Origin of the sequence: Peribacillus sp. NPDC094092 (genome assembly GCF_050279365.1) — a bacterium.
In the GTDB taxonomy this organism is placed as follows: domain Bacteria; phylum Bacillota; class Bacilli; order Bacillales; family DSM-1321; genus Peribacillus.
Genome location: NZ_JBNNUC010000001.1, coordinates 1448763 through 1467471 on the forward strand (window position 1 = coordinate 1448763; position 18709 = coordinate 1467471).

The 18709-nt window shown below is 39.7% G+C and carries 21 protein-coding genes; 7 read left to right on the plus strand and 14 right to left on the minus strand.

What is annotated here, in order from left to right:
• Window positions 1–56: 56 nt before the first annotated feature.
• From ACQKNS_RS06935 to ACQKNS_RS06945, 3 genes are all read left to right on the plus strand, one after another.
• Window positions 57–428 (plus strand): hypothetical protein, encoded by a 372-nt coding sequence (locus ACQKNS_RS06935; RefSeq protein ID WP_230300926.1) that lies wholly within the window; start codon window positions 57–59, stop codon window positions 426–428.
• A gap of 1341 nt (window positions 429–1769) precedes the next feature.
• The gene (locus ACQKNS_RS06940; RefSeq protein WP_427641763.1) at window positions 1770–2609 is read left to right on the plus strand and encodes a ComEC/Rec2 family competence protein; all 840 of its coding nucleotides are present in this window, start codon (window positions 1770–1772) and stop codon (window positions 2607–2609) included.
• A complete protein-coding gene (locus tag ACQKNS_RS06945; RefSeq protein ID WP_427641764.1) occupies window positions 2610–2828 on the plus strand; it encodes a DUF3006 domain-containing protein in 219 nt (72 codons plus the stop codon). It begins immediately after the preceding gene.
• Window positions 2829–2915: 87 nt separating this feature from the next.
• On the opposite strand, the gene ACQKNS_RS06950 is transcribed toward ACQKNS_RS06945, so the two are convergent.
• Window positions 2916–3479 carry a competence protein ComK gene (locus ACQKNS_RS06950; RefSeq protein WP_427641765.1) on the minus strand — a complete coding sequence of 188 codons (564 nt, stop codon included), beginning with the start codon at window positions 3477–3479 and terminating at the stop codon, window positions 2916–2918.
• Window positions 3480–3791: 312 nt separating this feature from the next.
• On the opposite strand from ACQKNS_RS06950, the gene ACQKNS_RS06955 reads away from it, so the two are divergent.
• Complete coding sequence (locus ACQKNS_RS06955; RefSeq protein ID WP_427641766.1) at window positions 3792–4028, plus strand: IDEAL domain-containing protein; 237 nt, start codon at window positions 3792–3794, stop codon at window positions 4026–4028.
• Window positions 4029–4088: 60 nt separating this feature from the next.
• Here the strand turns inward: ACQKNS_RS06955 and ACQKNS_RS06960 are convergent, their stop codons facing one another.
• The 8 genes from ACQKNS_RS06960 to ACQKNS_RS06995 form a co-directional block, all read right to left on the minus strand.
• Entirely contained in the window at window positions 4089–4898 is an 810-nt protein-coding gene (locus tag ACQKNS_RS06960; protein ID WP_427641767.1) for a YitT family protein, read from the minus strand.
• 148 nt (window positions 4899–5046) lie between these two features.
• Complete coding sequence (locus tag ACQKNS_RS06965) at window positions 5047–6312, minus strand: M48 family metallopeptidase (RefSeq protein WP_427641768.1); 1266 nt, start codon at window positions 6310–6312, stop codon at window positions 5047–5049.
• A gap of 367 nt (window positions 6313–6679) precedes the next feature.
• Entirely contained in the window at window positions 6680–6817 is a 138-nt protein-coding gene (locus tag ACQKNS_RS06970) for a LuxR C-terminal-related transcriptional regulator (protein ID WP_427642159.1), read from the minus strand.
• Window positions 6818–7348 carry a hypothetical protein gene (locus ACQKNS_RS06975; RefSeq protein ID WP_427641769.1) on the minus strand — a complete coding sequence of 177 codons (531 nt, stop codon included), beginning with the start codon at window positions 7346–7348 and terminating at the stop codon, window positions 6818–6820.
• Between the two features lie 180 nt (window positions 7349–7528).
• Window positions 7529–8056, minus strand: coding sequence for an HD domain-containing protein (locus ACQKNS_RS06980; RefSeq protein WP_230300936.1), 528 nt, complete (start codon window positions 8054–8056; stop codon window positions 7529–7531).
• Window positions 8057–8230: 174 nt separating this feature from the next.
• On the minus strand, window positions 8231–9775 hold the full coding sequence (locus tag ACQKNS_RS06985) for a fatty acid--CoA ligase family protein (RefSeq protein WP_427641770.1): 1545 nt from the start codon (window positions 9773–9775) through the stop codon (window positions 8231–8233).
• Window positions 9776–9955: 180 nt separating this feature from the next.
• A complete protein-coding gene (locus ACQKNS_RS06990; RefSeq protein ID WP_427641771.1) occupies window positions 9956–10945 on the minus strand; it encodes a lipoate--protein ligase in 990 nt (329 codons plus the stop codon).
• A gap of 41 nt (window positions 10946–10986) precedes the next feature.
• The gene (locus tag ACQKNS_RS06995; RefSeq protein ID WP_427641772.1) at window positions 10987–11721 is read right to left on the minus strand and encodes an MBL fold metallo-hydrolase; all 735 of its coding nucleotides are present in this window, start codon (window positions 11719–11721) and stop codon (window positions 10987–10989) included.
• Window positions 11722–11894: 173 nt separating this feature from the next.
• Between ACQKNS_RS06995 and yhfH the strand changes: the two genes are divergently transcribed.
• Window positions 11895–12023, plus strand: a complete 129-nt coding sequence (gene yhfH, locus ACQKNS_RS07000) for a protein YhfH (protein WP_065310849.1) — start codon at window positions 11895–11897, stop codon at window positions 12021–12023.
• Window positions 12024–12185: 162 nt separating this feature from the next.
• Here yhfH and ACQKNS_RS07005 read toward each other — a convergent pair whose 3' ends face one another.
• From ACQKNS_RS07005 to hemE, 3 genes are all read right to left on the minus strand, one after another.
• Window positions 12186–12761 carry a TetR/AcrR family transcriptional regulator gene (locus ACQKNS_RS07005; RefSeq protein WP_076367257.1) on the minus strand — a complete coding sequence of 192 codons (576 nt, stop codon included), beginning with the start codon at window positions 12759–12761 and terminating at the stop codon, window positions 12186–12188.
• A gap of 200 nt (window positions 12762–12961) precedes the next feature.
• Window positions 12962–13897, minus strand: a complete 936-nt coding sequence (gene hemH, locus ACQKNS_RS07010) for a ferrochelatase (RefSeq protein ID WP_427641773.1) — start codon at window positions 13895–13897, stop codon at window positions 12962–12964.
• Window positions 13898–13975: 78 nt separating this feature from the next.
• On the minus strand, window positions 13976–15019 hold the full coding sequence (gene hemE, locus ACQKNS_RS07015; RefSeq protein ID WP_427641774.1) for a uroporphyrinogen decarboxylase: 1044 nt from the start codon (window positions 15017–15019) through the stop codon (window positions 13976–13978).
• A 257-nt stretch (window positions 15020–15276) separates the two neighbouring features.
• On the opposite strand from hemE, the gene ACQKNS_RS07020 reads away from it, so the two are divergent.
• The gene (locus ACQKNS_RS07020; RefSeq protein WP_427641775.1) at window positions 15277–15792 is read left to right on the plus strand and encodes an antibiotic biosynthesis monooxygenase family protein; all 516 of its coding nucleotides are present in this window, start codon (window positions 15277–15279) and stop codon (window positions 15790–15792) included.
• A gap of 179 nt (window positions 15793–15971) precedes the next feature.
• On the opposite strand, the gene ACQKNS_RS07025 is transcribed toward ACQKNS_RS07020, so the two are convergent.
• Window positions 15972–16595, minus strand: a complete 624-nt coding sequence (locus ACQKNS_RS07025) for a phosphatase PAP2 family protein (protein WP_427641776.1) — start codon at window positions 16593–16595, stop codon at window positions 15972–15974.
• 92 nt (window positions 16596–16687) lie between these two features.
• Between ACQKNS_RS07025 and ACQKNS_RS07030 the strand changes: the two genes are divergently transcribed.
• Window positions 16688–17899 carry a M20 family metallopeptidase gene (locus ACQKNS_RS07030; protein ID WP_427641777.1) on the plus strand — a complete coding sequence of 404 codons (1212 nt, stop codon included), beginning with the start codon at window positions 16688–16690 and terminating at the stop codon, window positions 17897–17899.
• A 28-nt stretch (window positions 17900–17927) separates the two neighbouring features.
• Here ACQKNS_RS07030 and ACQKNS_RS07035 read toward each other — a convergent pair whose 3' ends face one another.
• The gene (locus ACQKNS_RS07035; protein ID WP_427641778.1) at window positions 17928–18635 is read right to left on the minus strand and encodes an EcsC family protein; all 708 of its coding nucleotides are present in this window, start codon (window positions 18633–18635) and stop codon (window positions 17928–17930) included.
• Window positions 18636–18709: the final 74 nt, after the last annotated feature.

Consider the following 18709-nt stretch of genomic DNA (forward strand, 5'->3'; position numbering starts at 1 on the left):
TTGCATGATATACATACTAATATTAAAAACCGTGCTAGTAGAAAGGAGCGGTCAAGATGACCCGCATTCCAGAAGATGACCGAAATATGATTGAAAAAGCCATCTACCTCCCTATGGTTATAACAGTCTTAAACCGGGATCTCAAGGTCATCGAAATTAGTCCGTTTAAATTAAAAAGGCCCTATTCTGAGCTAGTCGAACATATTTTAAAAGTGGTTCAAGACGAACTTGCCGAGGTAAGGCGATATTTACGCAAGGAGAATATTAAGGTTAGTGAAATCAAACGCGATGAATCCTTCACGATGTATTGTTTTTTATATAAAGGGTACGAGGAACATCATAATTATTTCAACCCCCGCCTTCGCAACAAAACCGAAGACTTGTTATGTTATTACTTTTTCGAAAAGAAACACCGTTCAAGGAATTAGCGGGTTACAGGCATCCCCACTATAATGTTTGTGAAATATGGGTGTTTGGAGCCTTTCGGGAAGGATGCAGATGCCCTTCGTGTAAAAATGTATGGCCATTAACAACGCATTTCACCTTCCCTGCATCATAAAGATACGGGAGGTCAATTTTGGAAGCTCGATATCGATAAGACTCACTTACCTCCATTCACCTGTCCATAACCATCATATAATTGGCTTTTTCAAACATGGATTTAGCGCAATGAAAAATCACTTTTCGATCAAGGCATAACCTATGTAATCCAGAGTGCATATTGAATATCCTTAACCATTTTAGTTTTGAGATTCTTTAAATCAAGGTTATTTACATGTTCCTTGGCAAAGGTTGGGGTGACACCCGCCCTCACCAAACCAACAGCACCCAGCCCATTGATGAGAAAATCAGAAAACAGTTACCTTGAAAGAGGTGCTTCGACAAATGCTAAAGTAAACCAATGTCATTCCCCGTCGAAGAATGTCTCAACGATTCAAGGACACAGTCGTTAGCGAATGATAGGCCGGGCTCGTATATTCATAATTGGTTTTTAATCACAAATCATCTTTTATAACCATTATCCAACACTATCATTTTAGAATCGGTTTCATGTTTTTGTGAAATATTGTTAATTGCATATCCATACCTACCAAACCATCAATTAATATGAAAAGTATTATCGCGGAACGTTTGTGAAACACTGAACAAAAATATTGATACATCGTGGGTGTCCATAATATTCTGCATTTTGAAGTGACATTAACAAACTTATTCCCTATTATTTGATCAATGAAAAATTTTCCCAATCCTTCTTTCTTATGAAAAACCATGCAAATGTTTTATTTGCATGGTTTTCTTTTTCGAATAATTAATTCAAATGTGCAAGACATTTCCGATATGGTATCAATTGCCTTTGAAAGCTATCTTGTATATATCCATGATAAGTTTTATATCTATTCAGCTCTATTTGCTAATATCATCCGATCGAACTCCATTATATTCATCTATTATTCTTAAGCAGTAAACAAATTCTCTATAGCTGGTAGACCTAACTTTCTATTACCATCTGTACTTTCAACTGCAGATACGTAGCCTGCTCTTTCAATACCAAGTATGTCAACCCCATATTTACTCTTCTGGGAGAAATAGATTTTCTATCGGTTTTCACCTGTAAATTAATAGCTTTGTTAATTAAACATAAATACCCAGGTTTATTTTGCCTAACCACGGTTCAGTTGCTCGGATTCCTTTTTTATCGTAAAGAAAATCATGTCCAAATCCCCATTTTTCCGGTTACACATGGTAAATTATTATTTGGAGGGAAAAAGATGAAGAAAATAAATATTCTACTGGTTGCTGTTCTTGTATTGTCTTTATTCACTGGACTTAAAACAACCGAGGCAGCCTCAAATGTGAAGGTGCATTTCATCAACGTAGGACAAGGAGATTCAATCCTTATTCAAACCGGTAACGAAAACGTTTTGATCGATGGCGGCGGTAAAGGAAAGGGCGATGAAGTTGTAGCCTACCTAAAAAAACAAAAGGTAAAAACACTTAATGCCTTAGTATCCACCCACCCAGATGCGGATCATGTGGGCGGTCTGGCTTATGTGATTAAATCGCTTAATGTGAAATCTGTGTATGCCCCTAAAGTTTCTCATACTACCCAAGCATACAAAGACTTTTTAACGGCTGTTAAGAAGAAGAAGCTTACAATAAAAAAGGCGCAGACTGGCGTGGACATCAACACAAAGGCTAAGGATAATTCCCTTAAATTCATTGCACCTGTTAAAGAATATGCTAAGTCTGACTTAAATAATTGGAGTGCAGTCCTTTTACTTAAACACGGCAAAAAGACATTCTTGTTTACAGGTGACGCTGAAGTAAAAGCAGAGTCAGATATGCTGGCTAAAAAACTGATACCAGCTGTGGATGTACTTAAAGTTGGCCATCATGGTGCAAAAACATCAACAAGTTCAGCTTTCATTAACAAAGCAAAACCGAAATACGCCGTAATCAGTGTAGGGAAAAATGGATATGGGCACCCTACTTCTACTGTTGTAAAACGGTTGAATTCAGTGAAAGCCAAAACTTACCGCACAGATAAATCAGGTAACATTATTTTTACTTCTACAGGTCAGAAAATTACTGTAAAGACGGTGAAATAAATGGTACAAGGAATTATCGATCGCTTCGAGGGAAAGATCGCTGTCGTTGAAATCGAAGGTGGCGACATGAAGGATTTTCCTAAGAGCGCTCTTCCCAAGGGAGCAAAAGTGGGAGATATGCTGATTATCGATGGTGATACCATCACCATTTCCAAAGAAGGCACTGAGACGTTAAGAAAAGAGATTGACGATTTAATGGATGAATTATTTGAGGATTAATTCCGGGGCCCTTCTTTAGTAAGAAGGGCTTGCTTTAATTTTGAATGAATCCCATTTGCTTCCTCGATGATTATCCCTGAATCCCCCCTAACGCGGTATATACTTTGACATAACCTCTGAAGCCTTTGCCCCATTTGCATCGGAAAACAGATAGAAGGATTTTATCTTTGTCTCCTCAATCCTCTGGATCAATTTCGTTTTTAAAAAAGATGTCCGGTGCAGCTGGTTTTCGAAAGAACTGCATGATACTGCTATATCGATGGTTTGTCTATTCCTGAATGTGATGGTTGTATGTTTGGAATCCAGGCGATCATAGGATGCCACATGCTCATGTGATAGCCAGATGCATTGAGGACGCAACGGAGATGTAGTCGGAAAGAAGAAAATCGAACTGGTCGGATCGATCGCGATCGGTGCTTTATGTGTGATATTTATGAGCTGTTTCGTGCCTTGCTTGCGTCCCTCATAACTCGATCCGAAGAACTCGCAGCTTTTCTTTATTATTTCCATGGGTTTAAACGGGGAGATGAACTCGTCCTCCATTTCAACGATACGGGAATATATTTTACTGCCGTAATTGATTGGCGAAACCATTAGTGTATGCGGCGTGATTTCATATTCCTCTATGATTCCCTGATTGTTTTCCTTCATTTTCAATCCACCTCTTCCTCATTGCTAAAACACCGCTTTCACTTTACCGAAGCTTATACTCTTAGATTGCTTGTACTTCGATGTCCAAGAAGAGTGAAGGGGTATAGCAAATGTATGTTAAATTACTCACTATAATAGCACAACCTTTACACATGAAAAGGGAGTTCACAAAAAATTAAGAATTCTTTTATATAGTGGCTTTTTCGTCATCTAAACGACATATTCTCTATTAATATTTAAATTTTTAAAATTTTCAGTTGATTTTATCCACTCAAATCCATATAATAATAAAAAGGGTCAGGGGTGGTAACTTTGAAAAATGAAAAATCTTATTCAGAGTCAGTGAAGTCCTTATCAATGAGCCAAATGAAAAACGATGCCGTGGTTCAGGAAATGTTGATTGATATGATTATTCAGGAAGCCGTCCTTACTACCAAAAAGAATATCCTTGCAAAAAAGATCGATGAAGCCTTGGATATGAAAAACAAACCTTTATTTTTAAAACTAAGTTCTGAAATGAACGTTTTACTAAAACAGTTCGGCAATTAAAATGCATAAAGCCTAATGATCAAAAAAGCCTCCCATAATGTTGGGAGGCTTTTCTAATTATCACTCTTTATGAAACATCCCCATGACCTCGGCTGTTTCGGTTATATTGACAAAAGCATTCGGATCCACTTCTTTTATCATCGTTTTTACATCGGTTAACTGATAACGCGTGATGACTGTCATCATTACTTTACTCTTTTCACCTGAATATGCACCTTCACCATCCATGACTGTAATTCCACGGTAAAAGTTGGTCAGGAGCTTGGTTTTCATTTCGTCACTCTTTTTGGTAACGATCATCAATGTTAATTTAATGTGATTGGAATGGATCGTATCGATCACCTTCCCTGCTGCATAAATGGAAATCAGTGTATATAATGCGGCATCCCAACCAAAGATGAATCCTGAAATAACCACCACAACTGCATTCATCACCGAAAGCAATGTACCAAGTGGAAAGTCGCTCTTCTTAGCCAATAGCATGGCAATGATATCAAAACCGCCTGAAGAACCTGAAGCACGAAAGATGATGCCTATACCGAATCCTGATATGATTCCGCCAAATAAAGAAGACAAGATCGGGTCAGTGGATATTCCGTGAACTGGAATGAGGTATAAACTGACGGATATCACGACAACTGATAATATCGTATAGGTGATAAAGCGTCTCCCTAATTTCAAGTATCCAAGAATCAGCAACGGCAGGTTCAACAGAAAATTCAATATCCCTGTGTTGACCGGGGTGATGATTCCGAACATAATCGCAAGTCCACTAAGTCCGCTGCTTAAAATTAAATGAGGTATCAAAAATAAGTTATAGGCTACTGCAACAAGCACTGAGCCCATAGTGATCAAAAGTACATTATACATATCCGATCTCCTTAAAACGAACTGGGAATTTAATTTATTATAGTTGAGAACCTTAGGTTTTTAAAAATAATAGTTTTTTCTGAAAACAACTTGCAAACATACATATTCCGATATAGAGGAAAAAAGCCAGCTGGTTTTCAGCTGGCTTTCAATCACCCTTTGTATCTGTTTTTTCTACCGTTGAAATCCGCTCGAGCATGGTTGGATGGGAATACCGCAGCCATTTAACCAGGAATGGTGGGTTGACTTGACTCAAACCCGACCTCGTGAGTTCCTGGAACGTCGTGATTGCTGATTCTTTATCCCCGGTCATTTCAATGGCATAACGGTCAGCCCTTGTTTCCTGATACCTGGAAACATAATTGGACAGCGGACTCGAAGCAAAGAGCAGCACAGACGTTATCAAGAGAAATAAAGGAAGAGAAGAAATGCTGTCAATAGAACGAACCTTTAACAGATGGCCCCAGCGTCTAATGATAAAATGCATGATTTTCGATGTCAGCCACAAACCGATTAAAGTCAGTCCTAAATAACCTGCAATCCCTATATAAATATGCTTTTCCACATAATGAGCCATTTCATGTGCCATGATAAAAAGGATTTCATCTTCCTTCAGTTTGTTCAGGGTCGTATCCCAAAGGACTATTCTTGAGTTGGAACCTATGCCGGTGACGTATGCATTCAAGGCATTTGTCTTTTCCGCCATATTTACTTCATACACGTGTTCAGCAGGAATTTCAGCCTGTGAGGCTAGTTCCAATATTTCCGTTTCCAGCTCTTTATTTTTGAGCGGATAGAATTCATTATATAGCGGATCAATCAATACAGGCTGTACAAACATCAGGAACAAGGTAAATGGAATGGACAACATCCAGGCATAGAGCCACCACTTCCTCGCACTTTTCTTCATTAACCAATACAAAACGGACACGATGATGAACATCATCCCGAAATTCACCCAGAATTCAATGACTCCATCCTTCATCCACGAGGTGAAACTTTGTGTACTTATATGGTAACTCCTGCTCATCCGATATCCAATGAAACTGATTGGAAACAGTGCCAGGTAAGAAATGACGGAAAGCCAGAATAAGTAGATGCCCGTTCTGACCGCTTTCCATTTCGAGACAGCCATTGACGACTTTTCAAATGCTTTTGAAAAACCGAATAATAATATGAAGAAATACAGCAGCCATTCATATGGCGTGGATACGAAAAAAATAAAATTCCGCAGTTCTGAATACTCTTCGCTAAGCTTCAGTTCCCTTGCATTCAGGAATGTTGCAGGATCTGCTGCAGTTCCACGCAATGCTTCGGGAATCGAGGTATCAGCTCCATAAAAAAGATACCAATATATCGCCGCTGCATAAAGGATATATAACAGAATCGCTCTTCCAGCCCATTTTCTAACCATGATGCCCCTCCCTTAAACGGAATCTCCCTCTTAATAGTTTAATCCAAAATGGACAGGTTAGAACCGCATTTCCCTTCTATATTATTTATTCCTTTCAAACTCCATCATTTTGTCGATTTTCTTTATTATCAACCTTAAGATTTCAACAGAATGCACCTTCAGTCAAAAATGCACTTCCGGAATAAAATGGGCATACGAGAGATGATATGATGAATATGCAGAAAAGACGGAGGGCTGGGATGATTAAGGCAACGATGGATTTATCCCTTTGCCGCCACCTAATTGCTTTGTTGTAGATCGTTTCATCAAATTTTTTGGAATGTGATTTCGATAAAAAGCCGACCAACCGAACGAAGGTCATGAGTAGTCATCCCTTCATCCCGCTTTGTTGAAAACCATACAAAAGTGCCATAAGCTCCGGCCGAGTATTAACATTCAGTTTTCTGTAAATACGGCTTATATAGTTTTTTACCGTACCGATGGTTAGAAAAAGTTTTTTTGAGATTTACTGATTTGTTTCGCCTTGGGTCAGCAGGATAAGCAGTTCATACTCACCCTTGGAAAAGACCCCCAATTTCTCGATTGCCTTATCCAACGTTACTGGCGATCTTTCAGCGTCCTGCTGCAGCTTCTTCATTAAAATTGATTTAACTGAGGCAGGATGAACTATCTGGCCTTTGGCGCATTGACGGATTGCCGACAGCACTTGTTCCATTCCGCCATCCTGTAAGACATAACCTGCTGCACCATGGCATATCGCTTCGATAAGATAATGATCTTCTGAATTGGCAGGAAAAATAAGGAAAGGAGTGGATGGATGGATTACCTTTAGGAGTGGCATGACTTCCTGTCCATACTTTCCTGATGACCGGGCATCAATAAGGATGACATCCGGCACGACTGATGATGTGTCATTAAAATCACGAAGGACCATTTCTTTTCCAGTCACCCCTATGGCATTAATGTCTTCTGCTTTTTCGATGAATTCCTCAAGCCCTCCCTGACCACCATATATCAATAGCTTAATCGACTTCATAACTTCACCTGTTACTTTCATTATTTGTTATTAATCCGATATTTTTTATAATTGCCCGAGCCGCGAATAGTGCTATTGGTCTATATTTAACATGATTAATTCACCTGATAACAAATTTAAACTGTAAACTGCTAAAAAAGTGTACCTCCTGAAAGTAAAAAGGCTATCACCCGTTTACCTTCAGGATGATAGCCTTTTTCTTTGTTCCTCATCTATGAGCGTATCAAGTTTCATGATGCTCTCCTTTGCCCGGGGAAAATCAATTTTGCGATAATGGTGTTTTCCACCTTCTTCTTCATCTTTTTCATCGGCCCATTTGACGACTTGCTGAAGCGGGGTACGAATAATATCATTTGAAGGTAAGAACGAATCGGTATGAAATAAGATGGCAAGGGAAATGGTCTTTGCCTTTATCGGGTTTTCCCCCAAGCGGATTAACAGTTTATGTGCTCGTTCTGCACCTTTGATGGGGTGAATATCATTTTGTTTGTACATATCATAATCCCATTTACCATTGCGATACCAAGTGAAATGTCCCATATCATGCAAAAGTCCAGCTTTAGCAGCAATATCAGGGTCGACATTATATTCGTTTGCTAAGTGGAACGCATGGTATGCTACTGCAATTGCATGTGCCAGACCTGAACGGTTCAAGTATTTTTGAGCAATGGGATGTGTAAAAATATCCAAAAGCTTTACATCTCTCATCTAATCCCTCCTTACAATTATGTGGAAATTTTTAATGACAATCATAACTCTTTTCGAAACAAGAATCAAGGTTTTAAGATTCTCCCATATATTTTATGCAGTACGATACATTTTGGTTGTACAAAAAAGGACCATGCCTGCTTTAGGCAATGATCCCTGATGATCAATGGATATTCAGTTTTGCAGTACATGGTTTTTCAAGGAGCGACGTAATATTTTACCAGTCGCGTTTTTAGGAAGTTCATCCAAAAACTCGATTTTTGCCGGTACCTTATATTTGGCTAAGTGTTCCATGCAATAGGCAAGCAGTTCTTCTTCCATCAAGGCATTGTTTTTCTTTACCACAAAGCATTTAACCGCTTCTCCTTGATTGGGATCGGGAACGCCGATGGCTGCTGCCTCAACTACTTCAGGATGAGCATACAGAACCTCCTCCACTTCACGTGGATAAACATTATAGCCACCGACGATGATAAGCTCCTTTTTACGATCTACAATGAAAAAATAGCCTTCATCATCCATCCTGGCTAGATCGCCTGTATATAACCAGCCATTTTTCAAGACAGCGGCTGATTCTTCAGGCATTTTATAATAACCCTTCATTACATTCGGACCTCTGACAACCAATTCTCCTACCTCATTGATCGGCACTTCTTCTCCAAGCTCATTGAACACTTTGTTTTCCACCCTAAGGATGGAGGTTCCGATGGAACCCGCCTTCCTTGGACGATCCAAAGGATTGAAGCAGGTAACAGGCGATGCTTCGGATAAGCCATATCCTTCTGAAACCCTGACATTAAATTTTCGCTCGAATGATTCAAGCAGGGACACTGGCATAGCGGATCCGCCGGATATGCATATCCGCAACGAATTCAAAGCATCTTCTTCTGCATCTGGGTATTGGAAGAGAAAGTTATACATCGTAGGCACTCCAGCAAAAACGGTTGCATCATATTTTTTGATTTGCCTGAATATTTCCCTTGGACTGAATTGCGGGACAATTAAAAGCGTACCTCCGCTTATCAATGGGGCATTCACAACTACCGTTAAACTGAAAACATGGAACATTGGCAATGTCGTAATGACACGGTCACTTTCCGAGATTTTTAAATATTCACCAATATCATGTGCATTTGAAAATATATTGGTATGTGTAAGCATGGCCCCCTTTGGTTTCCCTGTTGTTCCGGAAGTATAGAGTATGATTGCCGTATCTTCGGGATTCAGTCCTGGCCCTTTAAAGCTGGCATCCCCCGTTTCGATCATTTTTGTAAACGATTTCATTTTTGGGTAGATGTTAAATTCGCTAATATCCCCATTATCCTGCTGCGTTTCACAAATAACATATTGTTCTACGCTTGAGAGGATTGGATTCATCTTCTCTAGTAAGGGTAAAAGCTTATCTAATGCCACAACCACCTTTACATCGCCATTATTCAGGATATAACCAATCTCGTCAGGTGTGTAAATTGGATTGACGGGAATTACGGTAGCCCCTGCACGCATGGCTCCATACAACGAAATGATGAAATGTGGAGAGTTGCCCAATAACAGCGCAATGTTATCACCTTTTGAAACACCAAGCCTATGTAATTCGTCTGCAAACTTCGTAACGGCTTTATCCAATTCCCCATATGAAGTGGATTGATCCATAAAGTAATAGGCTGGCTTATCCGCCTTTTTTAAAGCCATTTGATGAAGCTGTTCAGATAAATTCATCTTTCTCCCTCCCCTGCAAATAGCATGAATGAATGGTCATTCATTTTTATAGTGAACAAAATACATTTTTATTATATTAAAAGAAAGCTATTACAGCAACAATTTTATCCATATTCAAGCAATTACTGTCATTATTAGCCACAAAAAGCCGTCCTATTAAGTCGGGACGGCTTTTGTGGCTTAATATATTAATGACAATATCTCTTCTTTCGTTACATTGCCAAAATAATGACGAACATCGATCTCATCTAGTACCCTGCTGATCGCTTCCTTTTCATAACGTGTTCCTGTAAGCTTTTGTTCAATATCCGCAACTTCTCCGACCCCGAAGAAATCGCCGTAGATTTTACAATTTTCAATGATTCCCCTGTTCACTTCAAGGCGGATATCAACAGATCCTACAGGGAATCTATGTGAGTTTTGCAAGTTGAATTTAGGCGATTTTCCGTAATTCCATTCCCAGTTTTGATATCTTTCTTCAGAGATTTTGTGAATTTTCTCCCAATCTGTCTCCGTTAAAATATACTCTGTAACCTTTCCGCTTTCTTTGAAAATATTTTGCAGAAGGAATGAACGGAATTCTTCAACAGACATCGGTTCTTTTAAGAAATCAGCGATATTACCGACACGGCTTCTTATTGATTTTATCCCTTTGGACTGGATTTTATCTTTTTTCACTTTTAAAGCGGATACAATGTGATCCATTTCTGATTGAAACAGCAATGTCCCATGACTGAACATTCTGCCCTTCGTTGAAAACATCGCGTTTCCCGAGATTTTCTTTCCTTCAGCCAGAATATCGTTACGACCGCTCAATTCAGCATGTATTCCAAGTTTCTCAAGCGTTTCCACGACAGGCTGAGTGAATTTCTTGAAATTATGGAAACTATCCCCATCATCCCTCGTAATGAAACTGAAATTGAGATTTCCCAGGTCATGATAAACCGCTCCACCCCCGGAAAGGCGTCGAACAACTGTAATGCCATTTCCATCTACATAATCGGCATTGATTTCTTCAATCGTATTTTGATTTCTTCCTATGATGATTGATGGACGATTAATGTAAAAAAGGAGATAGGTTTCATCTATATTTAAATGTTTAAGCGCATATTCTTCGATGGCCAGGTTAATTCTTGGATCTGTAATTCCCTTATTATCAATAAAAAGCACAGTTGTTCCTCCTTGTAGACTTCATATCACTGATGTTTCATTTATAGTTGGAATTCGAGATTGGTTTTCGCTACAGCTATTTCCCTTTTGAATACCTCGGATGCTTCTTTTTTCAGTTGATCAAGATTCCCATAATGAGGGAGATGAGTTAACAGCAAAAGCTGGACGTCGGCCTTTTCCGCTAGTATGCCCGCTTCTCTTGCCGTCATATGCCCCGCCTTTGAACCATCCATATCACTGTAAAAGTTACTTTCACATAATAAAACATTTGCGCCTTTAGCGAAATCTGCAAGCTCATCCATATATGAACTATCCCCTGTGTATACTATCGAATGATTTTCAGCTTCAATCCTCATTGCAAAACAAGGGACTGGATGATTTGTTTTCATGAACGTAAATTTACACGGTCCAATGGTTAAGGGTTGATCAGCAGTGAAGGCTATCCCCTTTGTCACGTCTTTATACGTTAACTTACCAAACTCGACTTCGTCCAAATCATGGCCATAAATGGGAATTGTTCTTTTTTCGCTGCCCAATAACTGCTGAATGAACGCAGCGTGCTGCAGGACACCAATATCCGCTACATGATCCGGATGGTAGTGGGATAATACAACAGCACCCAGATCCTCCGGCTTCATATGGTTTTGCAGCTGTGATAGTACACCGCTGCCACAATCAAGCAGAATGCGAAAATCTTCATATTCAAGCAAATAGCCGGAACTTGCCTCATTTTTAGCTGGATAACCGCCCCAGCAGCCAATTACGGTGATTTTCATGCTTAGGCACTCCTTTTTTTCTCTCAATGACTTCCCCATTAATATAAACTATTCTTGCCCTCATTTCACCTTTTTTACTTATGTTATAAAACATCCATTGACATATCAAATCTGTTATAATACAATAAAGCCATAGAAAAGCGATTAATAAAACAATTCAGGAGATGATGTTCATGATTCAAAGTAGCGTTGAGTTCTTTAAAAACCTGCCTCCGAAACAATGCACGGAATGCGGAAAAAAAATCGAAGAACAGCACGAATGTTATGGAAACCACTGTGATCATTGCCTTTCTGGAGAGTAGTAGTCTCGTGTTTCACCATCCGCTTCCCAAATAGCAGGATGATTTAATATAAGCTTCAGTTTCGCAGTTGAAAAACATCCCCAATAAAAAGAAGAGATACCACTTATCGGTATCTCTTCTTTTTATTGAAATTCATTGCGATTCAGCAAAAAAATAGAATTATCACTTTACGGATAATCCTTTGAACAAATATATTTTAAATAGTTCTGCAATTTCCTCTTTCTCTAATGGGGCATGGTTCCTTTCCCAATCAAAAATCAGGGCAAGGTACATCTTTAGCATCAGGAAAGCTGTTATCTCTGGATCGCAAGGCTGTATATAGCCCTTATCAATCGCTATTTTTAGTTTTTCCTTTATGTAGGATACAATGGCTTCTTCCATTTCATTAACCATTTCCTGAACGGCCGGCGTACCAATTTCCCGCTCTTCCTGGAGAAGTTTTAAAGATAATTGATGTTCCTGCCTGAACTCCAGAATTCGATAAACGGCCCGATGCAGGTTTTCAAAAAAGGAGAGTTGGTCATCCAAAGATTGTTCCGCTTCATATTTCATTTCCTCTATCATCCGCTGAACGATTTCTTTAAACAGCTCTTCTTTATTTTTATAAAAGGTATAAATGGTCCCTTTTCCCACATTGGCAATTTTAGCGACTTGATCCATCGTCGTTGCCTTATATCCAAAAAGTGAAAACGACTTTGTCGCGGCTTCTAAAATTAATTTTTTACGATCAACAGACATTTCCCACCTCAATCCTGACCAAACGGACAAAACAGTCATTGTGTTCAACGATATCATACCAAAAGTATTCAGTCTTTTCAATTAAATTTTCAATCTTTTAGAGAAAAATGGCCATCCTCATTAATGGACAGCCACTTTTTCAAAAGGGTATTTATTTGAATCTATAACTTCATCTGAAAATATGTACCTCTATTAATTGATCACGATTCCTGTAATTTGTTTAAAATGATTGTGGCTAAAGCATCGATGAATTCAGGTTTAACATTGGGCATGTCCGGTCTATAGTAACCTGCACCAATCTCTTCCGTCACAACCTTACATTCATAATCGTTATCATAAAGGACTTCAAGGTGCTCGGCAACAAAGCCAACAGGAATATAAATGAAAGCTTTATACCCTTTTGTTTCATGAAGATCTCTGGTTAAATCCTGTACATCCGGTCCCAACCATGGTTCAGGTGTTTGTCCAGCGCTTTGCCAGCCTACTGCATAATTGGTAACCCCTGCCCCTTCAGCAATCATGTCAGCTGTTTCTTTCAGTTGATTTGGATATGGATCTCCTGATTGCAGGATTTTTTCAGGAAGGCTATGTGCCGACACAATCAAAGCGAAGTTATCGCGTTCTTCCGGGGTCATTTTCCCGATTACTTCTTTTACTTGGTCTACCCAATATTGAATGAATTTCGGCTCATCATACCAGCTTTCAACCGAAGTGATGGTGAGGCCCCCCAATTTAGCGGCTTCATCCTGGGCACGTCCATTATAAGACTTCACGCTGAATGTTGAAAAGTGCGGTGCCAATACTATACTGACCGCTTCCTCGATTCCATCTTCATGCATTTGTTTCACTGCGTCTTCAACAAAAGGTTCAATATGTTTCAGTCCAAGATATGCCTTGAATTCAACTTCTTCCTGAACGGAGTTCAATTTCTTTTCAAGGGCTACAGCTTGTCCTTCCGTTATTTTTGCAAGCGGGGATAAACCACCGATCGCTTCATATCTGCCTTTTAGGTCGGCAATCAATTCATCGCTTGGACGTCTCCCATGACGAATATGTGTATAATACCTTTCTATATCCTCTTCAGTGTATGGAGTTCCATAAGCCATGACTAAAAGGCCCATTTTTTTTCTTGACATGAAATTACACCTCATTTAAAGATTTCGTTCTTTTATTGTGCATCCAATTAAGGATTTTTAGCAAATGGTTCGCTCACCTTATTTCATTTTTGATGAATATTCATGAATGAAAGCGGTCAGCCTCTTCAGTGTTTCCGGATTTACGGAAGGGAAAACCCCATGTCCCAAATTAAAGATGTAGCCGTCCTGTTCCATGCCCTGATCCAGGATTCTCTTCGCCCGTTCTTCTATAACATCCCATGATGATAAAAGAAGGGCTGGATCAAGATTTCCTTGAACCGTTTTTTGTATTCCCATTTGTCTTGCTTCTGTAATCGGCAATCTCCAATCGAGCCCGACTACATCAATAGGAAGATCATTCCACTCAAGTGCCAAGTGACTTGCGCCGACCCCGAACATGATTAGCGGTACATTTTCTTCACGCAATGAAGAAAAGATACGAGTCATGATCGGCTTGATGAACACGCGGTAATCTTCAACGTTCAAAGCACCTACCCATGAATCAAAGATTTGGATGGCACTAACGCCGGCTTTAATTTGTGACTTGACGTATACGATGATCATATCCGCTAGCTTATCCATTAATGCAAACCAGGCTTTTGGTTCGGAATACATGAAAGCTTTCGTCTTATTGTAGTTTTTGGATGGGCCGCCTTCAATCATGTATGAAGCAATGGTGAAAGGTGCACCGGAGAAACCGATCAAAGGAACGGACAATTGCTCCGTGGTCAATAATTTAATCGTGTCCAGCACATATGGAATATCTTTCTCTGGGTTCAATTCACCCAATTTTTCAACATCCGTCACCGATTGGATCGGATTGGATATGACTGGACCGATTCCGGACTTAATCTCAACATCCACACCAATGGCTGGCAGCGGTGTCATTATATCTTTATATAAAATCGCAGCGTCTACGTCATATTGCTCAACTGGCAATCTAGTCACATAAGCGCATAATTCCGGCTGATGAGTAATCTCAAAAAGGGAGTATTTCTCTTTCAACTTACGGTATTCCGGCTGTGAACGGCCAGCCTGACGCATATACCAAACAGGCACATGATCCGCTTTCTCTCCTCTTGCAGCTTTTAAAAATGTATCATTCGTAATTTCCTTAGACATTAATATCCACCTTTCAAGCAATCACGTTTCTATTTTTATTCATTCCCTACATAGAATATCAGAAGGATGTTGAATTTCAAATCGAATCTCCTTAAACTATAGCTTTTTCTATAATAGAAGTATAGCCAACCTATTTATTTGTCAGAAAATCGACTTTTTTATAAGCAAAGACCATTGATTAGATTGGAAATGGTAAAATCACTATTCATTGGGTAAAATGGGTATACAGGTACTATATAGATATTGGAGGGGAATTTATGAATGTATTCATCACATCAGGCAGCTTCAATTTTTTGAAAAGCAAAAAAGATAAGCATCCGAATGAAAATATCTTACTTATGCAAAACTCTGACACTACAGTACTTTTACATGAAACTGAAGGTAAAACGGTCTTCAGCTCCCCACGTAAGTTTGAAGTGGTTGATGGAAAAGGAAACCTTCAGGACCATGGGTATGTAGTCATGAACAATATACCTGTCAGTGAAGAAGGAAGACCAGTATTCGAACATCGATTTAAAAACAGGGCAGGATTCATTGAGAAGGAACCAGGTTTCGTCGCACTTCGTGTACTGCGGCCAATCAACTCTGAAACTTATGTAATTTTAACGATTTGGGAGAAACAAACCGATTTCCTGAACTGGAAGAAATCCAGTTCCTTTCAGAAGGCGCATAACAGCGACTCCAAAGCTCCCGTTACGAATTCAAGCCAGAAAATGTTTTCAGGTGATGCCTATGTAACGCAGTATACTTTGGTGAAAGATTCAGAAGAATAATCCATTTTTGCTCAAAAAGAGGCCCATCTCTCAAAAATGGGCCTCTTTGAATTCATATATAGGGCGTTATGTTTGGGATAGCCCAAAAACATATGGACCTCTAACAATCCGACAAATTCCTTCTTTATTTCCAGGGAAATGCAACGGGCATTTACAATTATTTTATCTGAATCCTTTTTTCAAAGTACTTTAGGCCCGAGGAATTTATACAATTTAAACAAGGTTAAAATATAGGCCGCCCCTAATGCAAAACCTGCCAAGATATCAGTCGGAAAATGAACTTTCATAGCGATCCTGCTGACCCCGATTAGCAGAACCAGACATACGAAACCGATACCCACTGCCCATTTCAAATAGTTTCCTTTCATTTCTTTCATGATTATATAAGCAACCATACTAAAGAAAATCAGGCCCACCATTGCGTGACCACTTGGAAAACTGAAGCCGGCGGTCTCCACCAAATGATTTTCAGGACGCACTCTTTTAATATGGTTTTTTATCCACCCATTTAAAACATCACCGCCGCCCATCCCGATAGAGAAAATGGCCATGGTCCAATAATCCTTCTTAATTATCCACAAATAAAGAACACACAATAAGCTTCCAAAACCAATGAACTTGGATTTCCCAAGATAGGTAATGGACTTGAAGAAAGTGAACGAAAAAGTATTCTCACCTACGGAAAAAAGTTTCGCAATGTATGTATCGAATGCTAGAGGCTTCCCAATCTGGACTTCTTGCATCAAAAAAAAGAATACCAACAAGCAAATGAAAACCATAGCAACCCAGTGATATTTGATCATTATATATATCTCCTCAAGGTATTTAATTCACTTTGGATTATTCAGAATATGATATACTATTTACAATTAATCCAATCATTAGGAGGCGCAAAATGATACAGCGATTACACGATCTTCTAGAAGGTTCATATGAAGAAATGGTTTCCATCAGACGTTATCTTCATCAACATCCCGAGCTTTCTTTTCAAGAAACCCAAACGGCGGCCTTCATCGCTGGATATTATGAAAAACTTGGAATCGAACACCGGACGAATGTAGGCGGTAATGGTGTTATTGCCAAGATCACAGGCAATAAGCCTGGTAAAACCGTAGCTTTGCGCGCTGATTTCGACGCCTTACCCATTCAGGATGAAAAAGAAGTTCCCTATAAATCTTCCAAACCCGGGGTAATGCACGCGTGTGGGCACGATGGCCATACAGCGACACTCCTTGTCCTTGCAAAAAATCTGAATGAACTGAAAGACGGGCTCGAAGGTGAATATATATTTATCCATCAGCATGCTGAAGAATATGCTCCAGGAGGTGCCAAACCGATGATTGAGGCTGGCTGCCTTGATGGGGTGGATGTAATTTTCGGCACCCATTTATGGGCTACGGCCCCTACTGGAACAGTCCAATACGCTTATGGCCCCCTTATGGCCGCTGCTGACCGTTTTGAAATCACCATTCAAGGGCAGGGCGGACATGGAGCCCAGCCGCATAAAACCCGTGATGCAATCGTAGTCGGCTCACAGCTAGTCATGGCCCTGCAGCAAATCGTAAGCCGCCGCCTTAATCCCATAGATTCTGCAGTCATAACCGTCGGTTCGTTTGTAGCGGATAATGCCTTTAACGTCATTGCTGATAAGGCAAGAATAATCGGGACAGTCCGCACTTTCAAGGAAGATGTCCGTTCATTCATATGCGAAGAAATGGAGAGGGTTGTTAAAGGAACCTGCCTGGCTGCGGACTGCACTTATGAATATCAATACTTTCAAGGGTATCCAGCTGTTATTCCACATGTAGAGGAAACTAAATTCCTCATCGAAAGCACGGAATCCGTCAAGGAAGTTTTAATTACAGAGGAAATTGACCCGGATATGACAGGTGAAGATTTTTCTTATTATTTACAAAATGTGAAAGGTACATTCTTCTTTACAGGGGCCAAGCCAAAAAATGAACATACATATCCGCATCATCATCCTTTGTTTGACATCGATGAAAAAGCGATGCTCATTGCAGCCAAAATATTAGGCACTGCAGCTGTAACCTATCACAATAAGAAACAATCATCGCAAAAGGTGAATGAATCTTTATTACGGTAACGATAAAAGGACGGGTTTTCCCCGTCCCTCACTCTTTCAGAAGTCTGATCCGATAACAATTGACAGCCGTCTCCCCAAGTTGATCCAACAAATGATGGTTGGCATATGCCCCCACAGCCGCCCCAAACCCTGGGACTAGCTGGAACATCTTTATGATATCGATGTGATCGCGATATTCCTGCTGAAATTCTTGCCAGTCTATTTCCGGCCATTTCCCTGAATCCCATTCTTCTATTACCCGTAATGTTTCCCGTTTTTTTTCCTCGCTAGAAAATGCCATCTGAAAGACATGGAGTATGAAAAGGCGTTCCTCATATTCATTTGGATCAAATCCATATATACGGGATATTTCGAATAATAACTTCATCTTGATGCTAAGCAGTAATGGGAAATCGGCCAATCCAATTAAAAGCCCTGCCGCTCCGGTTCCCACACCTTCTATTACGGCCGTTTTCCGATAGGCCGATACAGTTTCCGCAACCCATTCTTCTTTTTGCTGCAAGGAAAGAAGCACGACATTTTTTTCTTTAGACATATATTTCGAACCAGATAATACGGCCTCTATCATCCCTTTAATACTATCAGTAATCATTTTGTGCACTCGGTCTGGAATATAGCTATTCATTTTGATTTGCGCCTTTTTGGACATCCGCTCAAGCCTGCCGGATTTCTTGGCTACTTTCTTTTTCCATGATATTAGTTCCGATAATGCCTTTTGTCCATACTCATCCATCATTTAACACCTCCGTTAAATATGTATATACCCCCTAGGAGGCTTTTAGTTTCAATTTTCATTTCTTAAAAGAAAAA